The following is a 20835-nucleotide window of genomic DNA, read 5'->3' on the forward strand; positions in this document are numbered from 1 at the left end:
CGCTGCCTTCCCGCAAGCCTCGGCCCAGGCGCTCGGATCAGGAGTTCCTGGCGCCGGCCCTGGAGATTCTGGAAACGCCGCCCTCGCCGGTGCGCATGGCTCTGATCGTCATCATCTGTACCCTTGTCGTTACCGCCCTCAGCTGGGCTTATTTCGGACGCATCGATGTCATCGCCTCAGCGCAAGGCAAGTTCGAGCCAACCGGCAAGGTCAAGATCATCCAGCCACTGGAAACAGGCCGGGTCAAAGCGCTGCCGCCAGCGGAAGGCACGCATATCATGCAAGGCGATGTGCTGCTCGAACTCGACGCCACGGAGGAGATCGCCGACGAGGCCGAATACAGGCGTGATCTTGCCTCCTATGAGGCCGAAGCGACACGCCGGCGTGTTGCTATAGATACGGCGCGGGACAACAAGCTCTCGCCCAAGCCGATTATCGTGTGGGGCGATGAGGTTCCCGGTCTCCTACGCCGTCGTGAGCAGAACATCCTCGACGGTGATCTCGGCCAACTCGCATCCAGTCTTGATTCGCTGAGCGCCCAGCGCCAGGAAAAGCTGACCGACCGGGATCACTTCGCCGAGACCATCGAGACGCAGAAATCGTTGATCGCGACGCTGCAGGATCGCGTGACCATGCGTTCGGCTGCTCAGGCGGCGGATGCGGACACCAAGTCCGATGTGATCGATGCCACCGAAACCCTGAAGTACCAGGTCACGCAACTGGCCATCCAGCAGGGCCAGTTGGCCGACTCCGAGGCCGAGGCGGTCGTGCAGGGACGCGAGATCGACAAGACGCTCGAGGCATTCATCAGCGACAATGCGCAGAAACTTGGCGATGCCGAAAGGCAGATCGACGACCTGACCCAGAAGCTGGCCAAGGCCACCGCCGAGCGCGAGCGCAAGACCATCGTCAGCCCGATCTCAGGCACGGTCGAGGAGTCGGTGATCACCAATGTCGGCCAGGTTGTCAGCGTCGGACAGGAAGTCATGCGCATCGTGCCTGATGATTCCAAACTTGAACTGCGGGTCTATGTGCTCAACACCGACATCGGCTTCGTCAAGGTGGGGCAGGAGGCAGTGGTGAAGATTCAGTCCTTCCCCTTCACGCGCTACGGCACCATTACCGCCAAAGTGGTCACTGTCGCTACCGATGCCATACCCGAGCCCGACGCAGCGCAACTCGAAGGCAATCCTGCCGCGCAGATAACGAATGCCACCTTTGCCGGCGCCGAGCGCACCCAGAATTTGGTATTTCCCGTCACCCTCACACCTGCCCAAACGATCATGAGCGCGGACGGGCAAAACGTGCCACTCACGCCTGGCATGGCCGCCACCGTTGAAATCAGGACTGACAGCCGGCGCATTCTCGGCTTCTTGTTCTCACCCATGGTGGAAGTGACTTCGAGTGCTTTCAAGGAGAGGTGATGCAAGCCGGTCGGCAGGCGATCACAGGTGGCATGACCAACCGGAAACCATTGATCGAAGGGAGGAAATCAAGACATGGATCTGGCGCTTATTCATCGCGATATTCTGGTTTGCGGATGTGGGCAATGTGGTGGAGACTATTAAATCGGGCGACGGAAAGTTGCTTGACCATTCCAACGTGGCGACGTTGGTGGCGGCAATGGCCGGTTTCGATCCGGCAACGTCACCGACCGGAAATGGCATCCAGCCCAACGATCCTCGGCTTGGCGACCCGAACCAGACGGGCACCATCGCCGCAGCCATGCAGCAGACATGGATGGCGGCCTGATGTCGAAAGTGCCGCTGGCGAAACCAGCGGTCTTTCTACGTGCAGATGATCGCCCTCGGCGCAAAGCGGAGGGGTTGTGCCAAACATGAGGTCCGCTTTCCCTCGTCATTCATCTGGGAAAGCGGGTTGGCATTCGAACATTGCCGTGACACCGAACGGCCGCGTGGACCTCGACGTCGCTCGCCAGCCAAACCTCCGCAAGAAACACCGGCAGTGTGCTACATATGTGATACCTATTGTGATACAAATTCAGCGCTTCGGCTTGGAAAAGTGAATTAAATCAATATATTAGGTAAGCCGTCGATCCCAGCCAACGGTACCATCGGCTTCTCCGATAAGTCTTTGAATTTTATCAAGAATTTTGAGATCAATATCCCTGAACTTGCGCTGGCGGAGCCCGCGCCCCAGGCTGCTCGCCGATGCCATCGTCACCACATCGACGGACGTCACGGTTTCGCCCAATCTTGGTCCATGGGTGAACCGGCGCGGAACTCTTCGCAGAGTGGGGGGCTGCCGCGTTGCTGATCGAGAAGCGCGCGACGACCGGCGTGGTCAGCTTCGCCACTTCCTCAGGCACGATCCATTGGTTGATAGCAGATAGCACCGGAATCAGAAGCGATTCAGCAGGCTACGAGGTATATCCAACGCCCTTTTGAGCCATAGGTTGCGCGGCGGGATTGGGACTTTCGGGAGAGGCATCGCCGAGCAAGTTTCCCGCATTGCCGTCCATGAAGGGTTATTAAGCACCGCATCGCAGCGCGCGAGACGGCCCTGTCCGGTGACAGTCAAGCAAGCGTAGCTTCCCACCGGAAACCTCTGGCCGTTGCCTCGACATGAAGAGGACAAAGCGCCAGTCGGCGTCAGGGTTGCCCCGCCCGGACAATAATCAGCGACCTTGTTCCACGAAAAAACATTCTGGTCGGTTTCGCAGCGTGCGAGATAGCTCTTGGGACCTGCCGCCAGACAGGAATATTGGCCCAACTCGAACTGACCATTAGGAGCGAGACATCTTGCCTCCGCTGAGGCTGCCGCAGCGATCCCGGTGAATGCCGCGGCAGAAACGAGCAGTCCTAAGTTCCGCTGGTTCAATCTTGTCCTCCAATCAGGCTGATCGCATTCGAAATTGCGGCAGAATTTCAACCTAGATGAGGGAAGATGGCCGGGCGCGGTCATCAATCAAGCCGACAGCTATGTTAAAGACGTACGGCTGAAACCGCCGGCGCCAGGGTCAATTGGTTGCCTCCCTGATCAGCCTAATTGCGGCAGGTTTCTGAACAGTTCCAGCGCCTCCGGGTTGGCGAGTGCCTCCTTGTTCTTGATGGCGCGGCCATAAAGCACGTCACGCACGGCAAGCTCCGTGATCTTGCCCGACCTGGTGCGCGGAATGTCCGACACGGCGACGATCCTCGCCGGCACATGGCGCGGGCTGGCCCCTGTACGGATCTTGGCGCGGATGCGCTCTTCCAGGTCCTCGTCCAGTCTGACGCCCGCCGCCAGCCGTACGAAAAGCACGACGCGTACGGCTGCCGCCAGCAGGAGTGATCCATCGTCAACGGCCTTTGACAGCTGGCGTCACACCAAGATTCAACTATTGCAAGTTTATTTGTAAATGGATAATTACTCTCTTCGCCTTTGGACTTCGATGTCCGGTGTGGCGCGTGAAGGCTCCAGCCGGACTTGGCGGCAGTTCCGCCCGGAACGGCTCTAACGCCGATAGAAGCGCGCCAACGATCGTAACCAATTGCAGACGTGAAGGACCTTCTGAGATGATTAGCCGCTTTGGGTTGCTCAAGCGCACCCCCAATCTGCCTCCTGAAGACTTCGATCGACATTGGCGTACCACTCACGGTCCACTAGCCGCGAAATTGCCGGGATTGCGCGCCTATCATCAGCATCTCGTCGTGAACAAAGAGCAGTTTGGGATCGATCATGCGCGGGGCCCCTGGGATCTGGATGGGTTCTCGGAACTGCATTTTGACGATCTGCCCAGCATGATGTCAGCTGTCTCCTCGCCACACTTCGCTGCAGCGCTCCAAGACGAACCGGAATTTGTGAAGGATGTTCACCTGGTCGCCTGCGAAAAGCACGTGGTCGTCCCGGTGGAACTGGGCAAGGGGCCTTTTGTGAAGCGCATGACCATGCTGAAGCGCCTTCCTGGAATATCCGCCGACCGGTTCCGCCAGGAGTGGCTCACCGTCCACGCCTCCTGGGTGCGCCAGTGGCCGAACGTGCTGGGATATGTCCAGAACCTTGTCATAGACCGATATCATGGGGATCGAAGCGAAAGCGCGAGCTACGAAGATGTGCCTGTCGACGGCATTGTCGAATTCTGGTTCCGCGACAGGCAGCAAGCCGCAGAGTTGTACGCCAGCGAGATCGTTGCGCGAACCCAACAGCACGCCCTTGTCTTCCTTGACGAGATCACGCCATTCTTCGTCGAAACGCGTCAAATCGTCTGAGGCATGACCGGAGTCGCGAGGCTGGAAGCCCGAGCTCGACGCCGGGCCATTGAAGCTCGATCGATCGTTGTCCTACGCCACGCGCCGGCGACACGAGCATTGGCTGCGCAGCAGGATCTTGCGGCCTTATGTCTGCAAGTTGTGACTGTAGCCGAGATCCGCCGAGAGCTGCTCCGTGGCCTCCAGCAGGCGTGGAATGAAGTCGCTTTCCGCCTTCTCGTCGATCAAAGCGTCGTGGCCGATGATCGTGACAGCAAGCACCATCTGTCCAATGTGGTCGAAGACCGGAGCCGAGATGGCCTTGATCCCGGGCACCGGTGGATCCACGACGGTTGCATAGCCGGCCGCGCGTATCTGCTCGAGATCCTTCTTGGATTGAAAGCTATGCGTTCCAATCCGCCCGCTGTCCGGTGGCTCGCGCATTTCCTTGCGGATAGCATCCCTGACGACCTTTTCGGGCATGAACGCCGAAAAAACGCGGCCGCTTGCAGTGCCCGACATGGAATATACGGTGCCCGGCCGTGTGTTCATGTTCAACTGGCTTCCGCTCTCCTGTAACTGGATGACCGTCGGGCCGAACGACCCCCAAACGACCAGCGCCACATTCAACGCCGTCGCCTCCGACAACGCCCGCACCACCTCGCTGGCCTGCCGCATCGGATCTGCCGTGCGCATCCGTGTGATGCCGATGTCCAGCGCGAACCGTCCGAGCATGTAGCGGCCCGTGTCGGGTTCCTGATCGACGAGGCCGATCTTGCGGTAACTGACGAGATAGGCATGCGCCTGAGCGGGCGCAAACCCTGCCACCCGCGCGAGATCTTTGAGCATCAACGGCTCGGCTTCCTCGGCGAGCACGGAAAGCAGCTTGGCACCCAGTTCGATTGACTGAACGCCGCGCCCTTCGTTCTTCTTCACTGCGTCCTTGGGAGCGTTGGCCGACGGTTTCATATCAAACTCTGCGGATACGGTTTCATCGCTGTCGATGCGCTATCATTGCCAGTTCGATACTACCCTGTTCCCACACCCGAGAACTGGCGGGTCCTTGCGGGGTAACTCTTCTCGGTTTCAACCAGGCCTTCGGAGATCGATCGCGCAGCCGCGAACAATTTTTGGACCGCAGGGGAATCATCATCCACCGGCATCTCTCCGGACGGGCCGATAACCGTTGCGACAAGCGTGAATTCGCCGTCCTTGCCGAAGATCGGCGCGGCCACCGCGTTGATCCCGGGAACGGGTGCTCCTATCGCCGTCGAGTATCCGACCTTGCGGGCCAGCTGTACTTGGGCCTCGAAGTCCTCCCGCGCTTGCGCTGGACCTAGCGAACGGCCACCGGCGGCTCCGCGGAGTTCGGAAGTGATCTGGTCTTCGATATCATCCGCGTTCCCAAAAGCCGCAAAAACGCGCCCGGTTGCGGTCCCGGTGATCGAAAAGAGCGTCCCCTGGCGAATGTTCAAAGCCGATGGCCACAGGCCGTCATTGACGTGGACGATGGTTGGGCCGAATTGCCCCCAGACCGCAATAACGGACATGTAGCCAAGTTCGTCCGTCAGTGCCCCAAGGGTCCGCAATGCCGCCGAGGGTACTGGAGAGCTTCGTAGCCAACCGATCCCCAACGCCATGGCGAAGGGACCCATGCGGTATAGGCCCGTGTCCATTTCCTGATGAACAAGACCGACATGACGCATGCTGGTAAGGTATGCGTGACATTGAGCGGGCACCAGGTCGGCCGCCGCGGCGAGATCCTTCAGCATCATCGGTTCGCAGACCTCGACGAGTGCCCGCAAGATTCGGCCGCTGACCTCGATCGACTGTATTCCTCGTGCTGCGCCGGCCATTGTCCGTCCTACCTCCACATTGATGTCCCGGTTACGGATCGATCGGCTTATCGAGATGCCTGTTCGTGCCGTACCCCATCAGGAACCGTCGCGATGATAGTCGACGGACATGGTCGCTATCCATAGCAGTCACCTAAAATGCCTGTGCGCCATCCACTTATCCAGATCACCCCAGGTCAAAGGCCGGGCGTGGGCCCCGAACCGATTCGGCCATGACAATAACGTTATCCCAATAACGCACACATTCATCATTGACTAATTGATTTGATCATGGCAAACGAAAAATAGAGTGGCGCTGGCCGGTTGCGAAACCGGTCGCAGGAGGTTCTGCCGCGAGGCAGTGCGCCACATGGGAGGTTTTGGATTGGTCGACTACGTCATCATCGGCGCCGGCTCCGGGGGCGCGATCCTCATCAATCGGCTGAGCGAAAATCCCAATGTCGAGATCGCGGTGATCGAAGCCGGTGGGTGGGACCGCAGCCCGTGGATCCATATGCCGATGGGGTATTTCCGGCTGATGCAGACGCTCCAGCTGGACTGGGGCTACCACACCGTCCCACAGAAGCACGTGAACAATCGCGTCATGTTCGTTCCGCGCGCCAGGAGCATCGGCGGCTGCACGACTGTCAACGGAATGATCTACACGCGTGGTCACCGGACTGACTACGACAACTGGGCGCAACAGGGTAACAGGGGCTGGGACTACGACAGCATCCTTCCCTATTTCCGCCGCGCGGAGAACTGGGGCGGCGGCGGTGACGAGAACGTGCATGGCTTTGACGGCCCGCTAAAGACGACCCGCAATCCGATAAAGGCTGAGCCGTGCGTTGCCTGGCGGGACGCCTGCATCCAGGCGGGGTATCCCTACAACGAAGACCTCAACTCCGGCGAGCAATACGGCGTCGGTCCTTGCGACGGTACGGTGAGGGATGGCGTGCGCTCGAGCGTATCGCGCTGCTACATCACGCCCATCAAGCATCGCAAGAACCTGACCTTCTACACCAAGGCCATGGCCTCCAAGATCATCATGAAGGGCGGTCGCGCTATCGGCGTCGAGTTCATTCAGGGGCGCCAGAAAAAGATCATCCATGCCGACAAGGAGGTGATCCTCTGTGGCGGCACCTTCAACTCGCCCCATCTGATGCAGATTTCGGGCATCGGAGATCCAGAGCATCTCGGTCGTATTGGCATAAGGGTCGAGCATGACCTCCCGGGTGTGGGGCGCAACCTGCAGGATCACCTTGCAAGTTCGGTCAAACAGGGCCTTTCGAAGCCAATCTCACTGCTCACCGCAACCAAACCCTACGCGGCTGCGCTCGCGCTGATACAATACTACACCACGGGTTCTGGGCCGGTCGCCGGCCATGGCGTCGAGGTCATGTCGTTCCTCAAGACCCGTGAGGGCCTCGAAGCGCCCGACGTCCAATGGCACTTCAACAACATCATGTATCGCGATCACGGCCGCGAGATCATCAATGTCGAAGGGTGTATGCCCTACTTCAACATCTCACGCCCGCAGAGCCGCGGGACGATCCTGGCCAAATCGGCCGATCCATTCGAGCTTCCGTTGCTCGATCCGAATTTCCTCGCGGTTCCGGACGACCTGCGTGTGCTTCGCGACGCGCTCAAGATGTCGCGAGACATCCTCGCACAGCCGGCGTTCGACGCAATTCGCGGCGAGGAATATGCACCTGGCAAGGGCGTGACTTCGGACGCCGATCTTGACGAGTACATCAAGGGCGACTGCCAGAGCGTCTATCACCCGGTCGGCACCTGCAAGATGGGGTCGGACTCCATGGCGGTCGTGGACGACGAATTGCGGGTGCGCGGGATAGGTGGGCTCCGTGTGGTCGATGCGTCGATCATGCCGACGCTGACCAGCGGCAACACCAATGCCCCGACAATCATGATCGCCGAGAAGGCTGCCGACATCATCAAGGCGGCTGCCTAGTGCAGTCGGCTATCCGGTCAAATCCATGGAGTCTGCAATGAGCAAGATGTTTTCGATCGACAATCCGCTCGACTTTGTCAGCGAGGACACCCAGACCTTCCTGAAGCGGAGACACCAGCTCTTCATCGGGGGGAAAACGTGCGAGGCGGCCGACGGAGCGCGTCGTGACGTGGTCGATCCCGCGACCGGCAAGATCATTTCCAGCGTGGCCGATGCGGGATCTCAGGATGTGGATCTTGCGGTCAGGGCTGCTCGCCAGGCGTTCGACAACGGTCCGTGGACCCGGATGAAGCCGAACGAGCGCATGAAGCTCCTGTGGCGTCTTGGCGAGCTGATCGACAAATACTCTGTCGAACTGGCCGAACTTGACGTTCTTGATGAAGGCTCGCCCTACGCGGTCGTCAAGAACTTTTACATCAGTCTGGCCGCCGACCATTTCCGCTACTTCGCCGGATGGGCCAACAAGATCGATGGCACCACCATGCCGGTCAACATGGGTGGCGAATGGCATGCATACACGCTCCGTGAGCCCGTCGGGGTGGTGGCGCAGATCCTGCCCTGGAACGTCCCCTTCCTGATGATGGCCTGGAAGCTTTCACCTGCCTTGGCGGCCGGCTGCACCGTGGTCGTCAAGCCGGCTGAAGATACGCCGCTGTCGGCGGTGCGCTTCGCGGAAATCTGCCGCGAGGCCGGTATCCCCGACGGTGTGATAAACATCGTAACCGGCGACGGTAAGGTGGGCGCGGCCTTGGTGAGCCATGCTGACGTCGACAAGATCGGCTTCACCGGCTCCACGGCGACCGGGCAGTCGATTGTCCGTGCGGCCGCGGGCAACCTCAAGCGCGTCAGCCTTGAACTCGGCGGCAAGAGCCCCGTCTTCGTCTTTCCTGACGCTGACATCGAGGCGGCAATTCCCGGGGTTGCCGAGGCCGTCTTCCTGAACAGCGGCCAGGCATGCACTGCAGGTTCGCGCCTCTACGTGCATGAGGACATCTATGACAGGGTCATCGAAGGCGTGGCCGCCTATGCGGAGCGACTGAAGCTGGGACATGGACTGGACGAAACCACCAATCTCGGCCCCATCATCTCGAAGAAGCAGTACCAGCGGGTCACCGGGCTGCTGAAGTCCGGACTGGACGAAGGCGCCAATTTGGTTGTGGGCGGCGACGCGGGAATGGACGGCTATTTTGTCAGACCAACATTGCTCCGCGACGTCACGCCTCGGATGAGCGTGTACCGGGAGGAGATCTTCGGCCCCGTGATCAGCGCCATGAAGATGACGTCGGAAAACATCGACGAGCTGGCGCGTGAGGCGAACAACACCGACTACGGCCTGAGTGCGAGCATTTGGACCAGGGACATCAACCGCGCGCATCGACTGGCGGCGCGCATTCGCGCTGGAATCATCTGGATCAACGCCCACAACCAGAGCGACGCGAACATGCCATGGGGCGGCTACAAACAATCCGGCTGGGGCCGCGAGATGGGTAAGCCGGCCATGGAGATCTACACCGAGATCAAATCTGTCGCGGCCTATCTCGGCTAGGGGATCCAATGAGCGGCGCTCGGCCGCCCTTCATACCCGGCGGCAATGCCGTCGCGTTGGAATTCTAGATGTTCCTGCGTCATCAGGCCTGGACCCGGGATAGGAACAGCACAGGCCTTAGGAGGAGAGAATGTCAATCATAACGAACTTCGCAGGCGCATTGAGTGTCGGCTCCCTATTGCTTGCTTCTGCGGGTCTTACGCCTGCGCTCGCGAACGATTTCGTCTTCGTGAACAAGCAGGGAGACATCACCCCGTTCTGCGGCAAGGACCCGGTGCGGGTTGCCCTGATCGATGGCTATGGCGGGAATTCGTGGCGCAAAACCGCTTTCGCCGAGATCCAGGATGAGGCCGCCAAATGTCCCAACATCACCGATGTGACCTATGCCGATGCCGGCGGCGACGCTCAGGCGTACAATGCGGCAATCAACGGATTTGTCGCGCAGGGCTATGAGGTGATCGTCACGTTCACGGATTTCGGCGATGCGGCAATCCCGGCCTATCGGGCCGCCACTCAGGCCGGCGTGACCATGGTTCCCTACTTCTCGAATCTCGGCGGGAAATTGGGCGTGGACTACATCGCCAATCCCTACGAGGATGCATTTGCTGCGGGAAAAATCTTCGGCGAATGGGTCGGCAAGACCATCGGCAAGGGCAAAACGGTCTTCCTGGGAGGCCTTCCTGGCTCGGCCTCGTCCGTCACCTTCTTGAATGGCTACAAGGAAGGCCTAAAGGGGTACCCAGCCGTCGAACTGCTCGACGATAACTTCATCGTCACCAACTGGAATCCGGCCGACGCGCAGAAGGCCGTTGCCGGTCTGATCGCAAAATATCCGCAGATCGATGCGGTCGCGTCCGACTATGGCGTGACCAGCCTTGCCGCAGTGAAGGCCTTCGAGGCCGCAGGCGTGAAGGTGCCCGCGATGGCCTTCGTCGCCACCAACAACGAATACAGCTGCAAATATCTGGACGCCAAAGCCGCCGGCCACGCCTGGCGTCAGCTTGCCCTGAGTGGCACGACGGCCGACGTCCGCTTCGCGCTTCGCGCCGCCATGTCCGCCCGTGCCGGAGTGAAGAACCCCGAACCGCGCGCGCTCGTCGCCTTCCCCTTCGCAAACAGCGAGGAAAATCTCGATCCAAAGTGCGATCCGAAGATGCCGCCGGATGCCGATCTGGCGTCCTCGCTGCCAATAGACAAGCTCAAGAAGCTCTTCGCACAATAGTCCTCCCGACGTGGTGGTCGCGGGCCGGGTCAAAGTGTTGGCCCGGCCCTTTGCACTGGCTTACACGGCAGGGGCGGTGTCGGATGTCTGATCCCATTGAAATGTCTCGCGCCATCGTCAACCGAGGTCGCAAGGCGGGATCGACGACCTGTCGTGCGCTCTCTTTCGGTCGACGGCGATCGTCGCAAATCATGGCAGAGTTGGGCTGCAAACGGCGCTGGAACCTGAACGCCCGAAAGTTTTCGATGTGATGCCTGATGAATTTGATAATTACAAACAAGTTTGTTTTATTCCAACGAAGTGTCCGGCCAGACCAGGCACCCTAGTGTCCCGCAGTCTCGGGTCGAGCGCCTTGGAACGCCGGTAATCGCTCGAGGCGGTCGGCGATCGTGCGGGTTCTGGGGAAAGGCGTCATGTCCACCTCCCAGCGGGTTGCGTTGTAGACCTGCGGCACGAGGCAGATGTCTGCCATGGTGACAGAAGCCCCGAAGCAATACGGTTCGCCGTTGAGCATGGCTTCGAAGTCAGCCAGGCCGGCTGCGATGAAGTGTTGCATCCAGGCTTTCATGTCGATGCTGCCAGCCGAATGTGCCGTCGCGAACTTCGCTACCCGGAGATTGCATATGGGGTGAATTTCCATGGCAATCGCGTAGGACAGGGCTCTGACGCGGGCCTTCGAGGCGGGGTTCTCGGGCAGCAGTCCCAGCATCCGGGTCTCGTCCAGATATTCGATGATTGCCAGGGATTGGGTTAGGCGCAGGCCGTCCAGTTCGACGACCGGGACGAGACCTTGTGGGTTGCGTTCGACGTGGTGCTGTTCGCGCTGCGCGCCGGCGACAAGGTCGATCGGGATGGCTTCCCAGTCGAGCCCGGCCAAGCCCAGGGCGATACGGACGCGATAACTGGCCGAGGATCTCCAGTAATCATAGAGCCGGGTTGTCGTGCTCCTGGCTGTGGTCATGGGTTGTTCTCCGAGGTTCCTTGAAAGCTCTAAGCGCGCCCATCGTCATTGATCGGTTCGTTCCGATCTCGGCCGGGACGGCTATACAAAATTTGATAATTGCGAATTAATTATCATATGTCGTTGCCAGAACAACCGATTTGTGGTTTGTTGCTGGCAGTCGAACATCTCGAAAGCGGCAGCTCTCATGGCCGAACATAATCTGCCTCACGCGATGGTTCGCGCCGTTGCTGCAAGCAGCAACCATCAGGGCTATATGCCCGGGTTTGGCAACGACTTCGAAACCGAGGCGCTCCCGTTCACGCTTCCGCGCGGGCAGAACAGCCAAGTAAGCACCGAGTTCGCCGCCATGGAGGTGCCCCTCCAGGGGGGCTGCTGGGGCAGCCTGGAGAAGAAATTCGACTGTGCGCTCGGGATCAAGGCCTGATGGCACTGCAGAGCTGGGTAGCGTCCGCCGCAGGCGACACCGATTTCCCGATCCAGAACCTGCCGTATGGCGTGTTCGATGACGGCAGCGGCGCCAGACTGGGCGTCGCCATTGGCGACATGATCCTGGACGTAGTGCGTGTGGATCACGGTCTCGACACCGCGCTGTTCGCTCACACAGAGTGGAACGCGGTGATGGAGGCCGGGCCAAAGGTCTGGGCAAGTTTGCGCGCGCGTTTGACGGCGCTTCTGTCGGACGAGACCCACAGATCCATGGTCGAACCCTGTCTCGTGTCCCGGCAGGGTGTGCAACTGCTCATGCCTTTCCGGGTAACGGAGTACACGGACTTCTACGCGAGCAAGCATCACGCCTTCAACGTGGGCACCATGTTTCGGGGGGCGGACAAGGCATTGCCGCCGAACTGGCTGTCGATCCCGATCGGCTACAATGGCCGAGCCTCTTCAGTCGTGGTCTCGGGCACGCCGGTGACGCGGCCGTGGGGCCAGATCAAGGGCGCCGGGGACGATCTGCCGTCTTTTGGCAGATCGGGCCGCTTCGACCTCGAGCTGGAACTCGGTGCAATCGTCGGCCAGCCGTCAAGCGGGATGATCTCGGTTCAAAAGGCCGACGACATGATCTTCGGCTACGTCCTGCTCAACGATTGGTCGGCCCGCGATATCCAGGCGTGGGAATACCAGCCGCTGGGACCGTTCCAGGCCAAGGCGACAGCGACGACGATCAGTCCATGGATCGTGACCAAGGAGGCCCTGGAACCTTTTCGAACGGCAACGCCGACGCGCGTGCGCCCCTTGCTGCCATACCTGCGCGAGCCGGGGCCGATGCTCTACGACATCGAACTCGAAGTGGCACTCGCGCCAGAGAGCAAAAGCGAGACCGTCATCTCGCGCACGAACTACAAGGAAATGTACTACTCGGCCGCGCAGCAGCTTTGCCATCACACCACGTCCGGTTGTTCGATGCGTGTGGGCGACCTGCTCGGCTCGGGAACCATTTCCGGCCCGGGCCGCAATAGCTACGGCTCGCTTCTCGAGCTCAGTTGGGGCGGAAAAGCGCCGCTGACGCTCGACACCGGCGAGAGGCGCAGCTTCCTGGAGGATGGTGACACGCTCGTGCTGCGCGGCGCGGCCAAGGGCGAAGGCTTCCGCATCGGTTTCGGTGAGTGCGCCGGCAGAATCCTGTCCGCGGTCGAACTGCCCGCCTGGGCGAACGAAGAGGGAAATTGACCACATGGCAAAAGCGTTTGCGTCGCAAGGCGATACGGGAGAGAAGAAGGCAACTTTTGCAGAGATAGGCAAGGACCTCTGGGCCTTCACCGCACAAGGTGATCCGAATACCGGCGTCATCATCGGCGACGACAGTGTGATGATCGTTGAAGCGCAGGCCACGCCGGAGCTTGCCAACAAGGTCATCGAAAAGGTTCGCGCGATAACCGACAAGCCGATCAGCCATCTTGTGCTGACCCATTATCATGCCGTCCGCGTGCTCGGAGCCGCGTCCTACAAGGCGCCTACCGTCATCATGAGCCAGAAAGCGCGCTCCATGGTGGCCGAGCGCGGCGCTGAGGATCGGGGGTCGGAATTCATGCGGTTCCCGAGGCTGTTTCAGGGGTATGATGACATCGCAAAGGTTCCGCCGCTGACTTGGCCGACCACGACGTTCAACGACAGGATGACGGTCTATCTCGGCAAGCGTCGGGTCGACCTGCGCTTCCTCGGTCGTGCCCATACCGCCGGCGATATCGTCATTCACGTGCCTGACGCGAACGTTATGTTCACCGGGGATATCGTCGAGTACCATTCTGCCTGCTATTGCGGCGACGGCCATTTCAACGACTGGCCCGCCACGCTGCAGGCTATTCGCTCCCACGATGTCGAGGCGATCGCGCCCGGGCGCGGGGATGCGCTGGTCGGCAAGAAGATGGTGGACCAGGCGCTGACCAACACAGCTGACTTTGTGGGCTCGACCTACAGGCCGGTAGCGCGTGTCGCGCAAGGCGGTGGCTCGCTGAGGGACGCCTGGGACGCCTGTCGCGCCGAGTGCGATCCCAAGTTCGCCGACTACGCCATCTACGAGCATTGCCTGCCGTTTAACGTTTCGCGCGCCTACGATGAAGCGCTCGGCATGGATACACCGCGCATCTGGACTGCAGAGCGGGATAAAGAGATGTGGAGCGCCTTGCAGGGCTAGGCAGGCTCACCGGAACGACTTGCGTGTGGGGCCTGTCGCTGCGGTTTTGCGATCGCAGCGGGCCTGTTCTTGCTCGTTCGGTTGCTCGATCTGGTGCTTCCTGCCGGATACACGGAATTCGCGTCGCAGGGCGGCAGCTGTTCGCCGCGGACGGAGAAGCCGTTGGCGTCGCTCTACATCGCCCGAAATTGTCCGGCCCGGTCATCTGAACGACAACAGCCGGAGACAAGTGTCTCGGACTGCTTTTCGAATTCGTCTGGGGCTCTTCAGCTGTTGGCGCCCGACAGGTGCCTGGCGGCAATGTAGCCGAAGGTGATTGCCGGTCCGAGCGTGATCCCGCCACCGGGATAGTTTCCGCCCATGATGGAAGCAGCATCATTGCCGGTCGAATAGAGGCCGGCGATCGGCTTGCCGCTTTCGTCCAGGACCTGCGCATATTCATTGGTCTTGAGCCCGGCGAAGGTCCCGAGGTCGCCGACATAGAGACGGACCGCATAGAAGGGACCTGTCTTGATGGGCGCAACGCACGGGTTCGGCTTGTGCGCCGGGTCGCCCAGAGACCTGTTGTAGGCGGTGGAGCCTTTGCCGAATTCCGGGTCTCCTCCACGCGCGGCATGCTCATTGAATCGGGCGACCGTACGTTCGAGCCCTTGTGGATCCGCGCCGATCTGTCCGGCCAGGTCCGCCAGAGTTTTGCCGCACACCAGATATCCCTTTTCCACGAGATGCTTGTAGGGAACCGGGGCTGGCTTGGCGAATCCGAGGCCGTATTTGCGGAATGCCCGATGGTCGGCGATGAACCAGGCCGCGATTTCCGCATCCGGGCCACCTTCCTGGGCGCACCGCTTGATCATCGCCTGACAAAAATCGTGGTAGCTGTGGGCTTCGTTCACAAAGCGTTTGCCCGAACGCGTCACGGCGATGATGCCGGGCTTGGACCGGTCCACGAAATGCGGAAACGTGCCCAGCAGTCCATCGCGCATGGGTGGGCGGGAGATCGGAACCCATGCGGCTGCGTTCGGGAGGGAGGTGTCCACGGTCGCGCCGACTGACTCGCCCAGCCGAAGGCCGTCACCCGTGTTGCCCGGAGGCGCAGGCGAGACGTGCTCGTGGCCCGAGGGCGCGTGGGGGATCATTGCCTTGCGGCGCACCGCGTCTTGTGGAAACCCGCCCGCCGCCAGCACCACGCCTTTGCGGGCATTGACCTCCACCGGGCCGCCGGGGCGATTGACGATCGCTCCCGTGACCCGTCCATTTTCGTCACGGAGCAGGGATTTGACAGGCGAGCATGTCCAGATCGGAACCTTCTTGTCGAAGGCGGATTTGGCGAGCCGGGCGACGAGTGCGTTTCCATTCATGAGGCGCATCGCCCGACCATGGAAGGCGACGTCGCGAACGAATTTGGTCACCAGGCGTGTTACGTAGAACGCCGATATCGGCGAGCGTGTCACATTGAAGAAATGCAGCAGCTCCTTGCCTGAACCAATCATCATCCCGAGAACCGTTATCTCGCGCAGTGGTGGGCGGAGCCGTTTGATCTCCTTGCCCAGGTTGCGGCCGTCGAACGGGCGCGCGACGATGGAACGGCCGGCATCCATGCCGCCGGGCGCTGTCGGATGGTAGTCGGCGAATGTCGGGCCCAGGTCAAACTGGAGCGACGTGTTCTCCTCGAAGAACTCGACCGCTTTCGGGCCAGCGTCCAAAAATGCCTCCACGCGCGCCGAGTCGTAGTGTTCGCCGGTCTCGTGTTTCAGATAGGTTCGTGCCTTCTCGACACTGTCCTTTATGCCCGCCCGTTTGCCTGGAGCGTTGTTGGGTATCCACATCCAACCACCGGACCGGGCCGTGGTGCCTCCGAATACCGGCTCCTTCTCGGCAACGATCACTTGCAGGCCCCGATGGGCCGCTGCAACTGCTGTCGACAATCCGCCAGCGCCGGATCCGACAACGAGTACATCGACAATTTCGCGTTTCATTTGTTTCTCCGTCACGCGGCCAGGTAGCCGCCATCGACCGGCAGCAACGCTCCGGTCACGTAGCTCGAAGCGTCGGACGCAAGAAACAGAACTGGCCCGATCAGTTCCTCGGGTTTGCCTGGCCTCCGCATGGGTGTGTGCGCCATGAAGCGCGCGAGCGCTTCCGGGTTCTCCCGGGTGGCCAGCGTCATCGGCGTTTCGATCACGCCTGGAGCGATGGCGTTCACGCGGATGCCTTCTGGGGAGAGGTCGTGTGCGAGCGCGCGCGTCATCTGGAGTACCGCCCCTTTGGAGGCCGCATAAGCAGTCAACCCAGGATTTGCCGCAACCGACATGATTGATGCGAGATTGATGATGCGGCCGCTGGACTGCCTCAGTTGCGGCAGAAATGCCCGCACCATGTTCATCGAACCCGTCGCATTCACGGCCATCACGGCTGCCCAGTCGTCATCGAAGCTCGGAGCGTCGGGCGCCGTTCGACGGATGATCCCGGCACTGTTGACGAGGATCTTCGCCGGCAGGCCAAATCTGCGCTGGGTGTCCAAGGCAGCGATGTGGCAACTCTTCAGACTGGTGACGTCGAGAGTTACCGCTACAGCGTCGCCGCCGCGGCTGCGGATTTCCTCCGCGACCCGGATGACGGCGTCCTCTTGAATGTCGCAGGCGACGATGCGTGCGCCGGCCTCGGCCAGGCCAATGGCTATGGCTCGGCCGTTCCCCTGGGCAGCGCCGGTGACCACAGCCACGGCCTGGTCAATTCCCTGCATGTCACCTCCCAATGGCCTTTGATCGTGTCTGAGCGAGGTCAAAATTAGTTTGCTACTAACGAAGATATTTGATTATTACAAATAATTGCGAGTGCCAAGTGGTTTTGACAACTTTATCCCCCGACCTGCTGCCATCGGCCGTAGGGTAGCCTCCGGTCGGCCGCCGTTGTGCGGCTTGGCGTCGAGCGGCAGATGTTCGTTCCAGAAACACATAGGCATACTATATTGACAAATATATTTGTTATATGCAAATTACCAGATGCGCGTGCGAGCTTTGTTCCAGGCCGGCTTCAAGTCGTGGCCGGGGCTGACAGTTTCGCAGCGCATGGGAGGAAGAACTTTGCAGCAGATCGCCGCGCCAATGCGTCCCCATCTCTCGATCGACCAGTTCTGGTCGGTGGGATCTGTCGCAGCTTCGGGAGAGAAAAATGTCCACGTCTGAACTTCTCCTCGAGATGAGAGGCGTCTCCAAGCACTTCCCCGGCGTGCGTGCTCTTCACCAGATCACCTTCGACGTTCGCGCCGGCGAAGTGCACGGTCTCGTCGGTGAAAACGGCGCCGGGAAGTCGACGCTGATGGCGGTCGCCTCGGGTGCATTGGTGGCGACCGAGGGCGAGGTTTGGATTTCGGGAGAGGCCATGCAAGGCGATCCCCAACACGCCCGTGACCTGGGTTTGGCGATCGTTCGCCAGGAGCCCGCGCTGATGCCCGATCTGTCCGTTGCCGAGAACCTCTATCTCGGCCTTCCCGAAGCCTTGCGTCCCCCTCTTTCGAAGCTGACCGCATGGGCACGCACACTGCTCCAGCACTGGAGCAGCGATGTCGCCATCGACCCGCGAGATCAGGTCGCGACGCTCAATCCGGAACAGCGGTTTATCGTCGAGATCGTAAAGGCGCTGGCTTGCAAACCAAAGGTTCTCGTGCTGGACGAGCCGACCGAGCATCTTGCGAAAGAAGACGTTGAACGTCTGTTCGATCGCGTGCGAAAGGTAACGGCGCAGAAAGCCGCGGTCGTCTACATCTCCCACCGGATACGCGAAGTTCAGGCGATCGCTGATCGCCTGACCGTTCTGCGCGACGGCGAAGGGCAGGGGACATTTCAGGCCAGCGAACTCTCGGAGGACGAGATCGTCTCGCTAATCGTGGGCGCTAACCTCGACCGCACCTTCCCAGAAAAGGCGTCCTCTGGTGATCGACAGATCGTGCTGGAAACCAGAGGCTTCTCCGGCCCCGGATTCTCGAATGTGTCTTTGCAGGTCCGCGAGGGTGAAATCTTGGGCCTCGCTGGCATCGATGCGAACGGTCAGCGCGAATTTATGCGCGCTCTCGCTGGCCTCTCTCGGGGTGAGGGTCAGGTTGAGATCATGGGCCTTGGGGTTGCGATCGGGGCCAGCCAGCGGGCGAGGGCACTGGGCATCGCCTACTTGCCTGGAGATCGCCATCGTGAAGGCATCTTTCCGGAGCTGACGGTGCGCGAAAACTTCTCTATTCGCAGCATTGCGGCTGATGCCAGCGCGGGTTTGATCAGCGGAAGGGGGGAGGCACGGCGCACCCGCGACGCCATCAAGCAATTCGCGGTGAAGACCCCGGGCGGCGAAACGCCGATCCAGTCGCTCTCGGGCGGCAATCAGCAGAAGGTAGTCTTGTCGAGCGTGCTCGCCTCGAAGCCTAAAGTGCTTCTGGTCGACGAGCCCACGCAGGGCGTCGACGTAGGGGCGCGTGCCGAAATCTACAAGATCCTGCGCGAGACCGCCCGCCAAGGCGTGGCTGTCGTCGTCGTGTCTTCGGATGCGCAGGAAGTGGCAGGGCTGAGCGACCATGTGGCGATTTTCTCGCGCGGGCATGTTGTCGACATTCTCTCGGACGACAAGGTCACCGAGGACAACATTACGTCCTCCGTCCTCAAGTCGACTGGTCAGCGCGACAAACACCACAAGAATGTTGCGGCTTTCTGGCGTTGGGCCGCGGGACATTCCGCGCCCCTTATCATGGTTGCCGCCGCCATCCTGCTGTTGGCAACCGTCGCGGGCCTCTGGAATCCCTTTTATGTGTCTCCGCGAAGCCTGACGGGGATGATGACGCTGGCGGCGACGCTGGCCCTCGTCGGATATGGCCAGCAACTGTTGATGCTTGTCGGCGGAATAGACCTTTCCGTCGGGCCGCTGATGGGACTTTGCCAGGTGGCGGCTTCGTTCTTTCTTCTGGGCGGCGCGGGATTGGGCGATCAGGCGCTGGGATGGTCGTTGCTGATGGCGGTAGCCCTGGCGATCGGTGTCCTCAACTGGTTCCTTGTCGACGGCCTCAAGATGCATCCGATGGTTGCGACCTTGGCGACATTCATGGCCGTCCAGGCAATCTCGCTGATCTTGCGCCCGGTTCCCGCAGGCATGATCGATGGGAACATCATGCTCATGCTCGGGCAAAAGATCGGAATCTTTCCGGTCACGTTCCTCGCCGCCGTGGCGGTTGCTCTGGTCATGGAATTCGCTCTTTACCGGCAATCCCTCGGCATCTCGCTGCGAGGACTTGGCTCGCGGCAGGAGGCCGCGCGTTCAGCGGGCGTCAAGCCTGTCTTGTCGCGTCTGCTGGCCTATGTGGGATGTTCGCTGTTTGCCGGTCTGGCCTCCATAACCATGATGGCTCAGGTCGGCATTGGTGATCCGCGTGCCGGACTGAACTACACGCTTGGTTCGATCGCGGCCGTCGTCATCGGTGGCGCAAGCCTGTTTGGTGGTCGTGGTTCGTTCGTGGGAACGCTGCTTGGGGCAATTTTCATCGTCCAGGTGAATTCGGTGACCGTCTTCCTGCGGCTCAGCCAGGAGTGGCAGCAATATCTCCTTGGATTCCTCATTCTCATAGCCGTCGCCCTGTATTCCATGAGCCGGCGGAAGGTGGTTCAGGCATGACAACGCGCGCGATGGAGCGAGACGTGATCATGGCTCCCGACGGTATCGCTTCGGGAATCCGCGGCAGTCTGTTCAACGAGTTTTCCTGGATCTGGGGCGGGACGATTGTCCTGTTCATCGTGTCCGGCTTCGCGTCGCCAGGTGTGGTCAAGTTGGCCGCTATCAACTCGATGCTGCCCTTCGCCGCGATCCTCGCGATCACTGCCGTTGGCATGACGATCGTGATCCAGCAACGTGGTCTGGACATGTCCCTGGCGGGTACGATGACGCTCTCGGGGCTTCTGTTCGCCAAGATCGGCTTCCTCACCGGATCGACGCTGCTAGCCGTGCCGCTGACCCTGCTCATCGCACTTGCCATAGGCATCGTGAATGGATTGCTGGTGGCCAGGGTCAACATCACGCCGATCGTCGCGACGCTGGCTACGAACGCCATCCTTTTCGGCGCGGTACGGACCGTGTCCGGCGGCAGCTACCTCACTGCTCCGGACGGACTCGCGGCGTTCTCGCACAGCACGCTGTTCGGGGTCCCGATGACGGTCCTGCTCGCGTTGCTCTTCATCATCGTCATCAGCGTCGTCACGAAAAGGACGGCCTCGGGCCGCAGGTTCGTTGCCGTCGGAGCCAACCCGGCAGCGGCCGCCGCCGCGGGAATCCCGATCTTGCGCTACCAGGTTGCGACCTACGCCGTGGCTGCGATCTGCTATGCCGTGGCCGGGATGCTCTTCACCGGCTACATTGGGACGGCCTCCCACATTGCCGGCAACGACTATCTGCTGCCAGCCATCGCGGCCGTGGTCGTCGGGGGCACGCCGTTTTCAGGTGGAC

The 20835-nt window shown here is 60.7% G+C and carries 17 protein-coding genes and 1 pseudogene; 11 read left to right on the forward strand and 7 right to left on the reverse strand.

Annotated elements, in window-relative coordinates; genetic code table 11:
• Positions 1–95 precede the first annotated feature (95 nt).
• On the forward strand, positions 96–1424 hold the full coding sequence (locus tag FFS37_RS04270; RefSeq protein ID WP_137929668.1) for an HlyD family type I secretion periplasmic adaptor subunit: 1329 nt from the start codon (positions 96–98) through the stop codon (positions 1422–1424).
• Positions 1405–1752, forward strand: coding sequence for a hypothetical protein (locus FFS37_RS04275; RefSeq protein WP_137929669.1), 348 nt, complete (start codon positions 1405–1407; stop codon positions 1750–1752). The genes FFS37_RS04270 and FFS37_RS04275 overlap by 20 nt, the downstream gene beginning before the upstream one ends.
• 288 nt (positions 1753–2040) lie before the next feature.
• Here FFS37_RS04275 and FFS37_RS35675 read toward each other — a convergent pair whose 3' ends face one another.
• Both FFS37_RS35675 and FFS37_RS04290 read right to left on the reverse strand, forming a co-directional pair.
• The gene (locus FFS37_RS35675) at positions 2041–2214 is read right to left on the reverse strand and encodes a hypothetical protein (protein ID WP_171026158.1); all 174 of its coding nucleotides are present in this window, start codon (positions 2212–2214) and stop codon (positions 2041–2043) included.
• Positions 2215–3000: 786 nt separating this feature from the next.
• Positions 3001–3273 (reverse strand): annotated as a pseudogene (locus FFS37_RS04290) (AMP-binding enzyme); the annotation flags it as partial.
• A gap of 245 nt (positions 3274–3518) precedes the next feature.
• Here FFS37_RS04290 and FFS37_RS04295 point away from each other — a divergent pair.
• Positions 3519–4211 carry an EthD family reductase gene (locus FFS37_RS04295; protein WP_137929671.1) on the forward strand — a complete coding sequence of 231 codons (693 nt, stop codon included), beginning with the start codon at positions 3519–3521 and terminating at the stop codon, positions 4209–4211.
• Positions 4212–4337: 126 nt separating this feature from the next.
• Here FFS37_RS04295 and FFS37_RS04300 read toward each other — a convergent pair whose 3' ends face one another.
• Both FFS37_RS04300 and FFS37_RS04305 read right to left on the reverse strand, forming a co-directional pair.
• Complete coding sequence (locus FFS37_RS04300; RefSeq protein WP_137929672.1) at positions 4338–5159, reverse strand: IclR family transcriptional regulator; 822 nt, start codon at positions 5157–5159, stop codon at positions 4338–4340.
• 59 nt (positions 5160–5218) lie between these two features.
• A complete protein-coding gene (locus tag FFS37_RS04305) occupies positions 5219–6046 on the reverse strand; it encodes an IclR family transcriptional regulator (protein ID WP_137929673.1) in 828 nt (275 codons plus the stop codon).
• A gap of 364 nt (positions 6047–6410) precedes the next feature.
• Between FFS37_RS04305 and FFS37_RS04310 the strand changes: the two genes are divergently transcribed.
• The 3 genes from FFS37_RS04310 (at position 6411) to FFS37_RS04320 (ending at position 10765) form a co-directional block, all read left to right on the forward strand.
• Positions 6411–7997 (forward strand): GMC family oxidoreductase, encoded by a 1587-nt coding sequence (locus FFS37_RS04310; RefSeq protein ID WP_137929674.1) that lies wholly within the window; start codon positions 6411–6413, stop codon positions 7995–7997.
• A gap of 37 nt (positions 7998–8034) precedes the next feature.
• Positions 8035–9543: an aldehyde dehydrogenase family protein gene (locus FFS37_RS04315; RefSeq protein ID WP_137929675.1), complete on the forward strand. Its 1509-nt coding sequence runs from the start codon at positions 8035–8037 to the stop codon at positions 9541–9543.
• A 160-nt stretch (positions 9544–9703) separates the two neighbouring features.
• Positions 9704–10765, forward strand: a complete 1062-nt coding sequence (locus FFS37_RS04320; RefSeq protein ID WP_210240430.1) for a substrate-binding domain-containing protein — start codon at positions 9704–9706, stop codon at positions 10763–10765.
• A 322-nt stretch (positions 10766–11087) separates the two neighbouring features.
• Here FFS37_RS04320 and maiA read toward each other — a convergent pair whose 3' ends face one another.
• Positions 11088–11726: a maleylacetoacetate isomerase gene (gene maiA, locus FFS37_RS04325; RefSeq protein ID WP_137929677.1), complete on the reverse strand. Its 639-nt coding sequence runs from the start codon at positions 11724–11726 to the stop codon at positions 11088–11090.
• A 187-nt stretch (positions 11727–11913) separates the two neighbouring features.
• Between maiA and FFS37_RS36115 the strand changes: the two genes are divergently transcribed.
• The 3 genes from FFS37_RS36115 to FFS37_RS04340 are packed head-to-tail and all read left to right on the forward strand — an operon-like array spanning position 11914 to position 14361.
• The gene (locus tag FFS37_RS36115) at positions 11914–12153 is read left to right on the forward strand and encodes a homogentisate 1,2-dioxygenase (protein ID WP_137929678.1); all 240 of its coding nucleotides are present in this window, start codon (positions 11914–11916) and stop codon (positions 12151–12153) included.
• A complete protein-coding gene (gene fahA, locus FFS37_RS04335) occupies positions 12153–13397 on the forward strand; it encodes a fumarylacetoacetase (protein WP_210240431.1) in 1245 nt (414 codons plus the stop codon). The genes FFS37_RS36115 and fahA overlap by 1 nt, the downstream gene beginning before the upstream one ends.
• A 4-nt stretch (positions 13398–13401) precedes the next feature.
• Complete coding sequence (locus FFS37_RS04340) at positions 13402–14361, forward strand: MBL fold metallo-hydrolase (RefSeq protein ID WP_137929680.1); 960 nt, start codon at positions 13402–13404, stop codon at positions 14359–14361.
• Between the two features lie 266 nt (positions 14362–14627).
• Here the strand turns inward: FFS37_RS04340 and FFS37_RS04345 are convergent, their stop codons facing one another.
• Positions 14628–16337: an FAD-dependent oxidoreductase gene (locus FFS37_RS04345; RefSeq protein ID WP_137929681.1), complete on the reverse strand. Its 1710-nt coding sequence runs from the start codon at positions 16335–16337 to the stop codon at positions 14628–14630.
• An 11-nt stretch (positions 16338–16348) separates the two neighbouring features.
• A complete protein-coding gene (locus FFS37_RS04350; protein ID WP_137929682.1) occupies positions 16349–17104 on the reverse strand; it encodes an SDR family NAD(P)-dependent oxidoreductase in 756 nt (251 codons plus the stop codon).
• Between the two features lie 428 nt (positions 17105–17532).
• On the opposite strand from FFS37_RS04350, the gene FFS37_RS04355 reads away from it, so the two are divergent.
• Both FFS37_RS04355 and FFS37_RS04360 read left to right on the forward strand, forming a co-directional pair.
• Complete coding sequence (locus FFS37_RS04355; RefSeq protein ID WP_137929683.1) at positions 17533–20010, forward strand: ATP-binding cassette domain-containing protein; 2478 nt, start codon at positions 17533–17535, stop codon at positions 20008–20010.
• A partial coding sequence (locus FFS37_RS04360) for an ABC transporter permease (RefSeq protein WP_137929684.1) occupies positions 20007–20835 on the forward strand: 829 nt, incomplete at its 3' end. The genes FFS37_RS04355 and FFS37_RS04360, both read left to right, overlap by 4 nt.

It is taken from the genome of Mesorhizobium comanense (genome assembly GCF_005503535.1).
Classification (GTDB): Bacteria; Pseudomonadota; Alphaproteobacteria; order Rhizobiales; family Rhizobiaceae; genus Mesorhizobium; species Mesorhizobium comanense.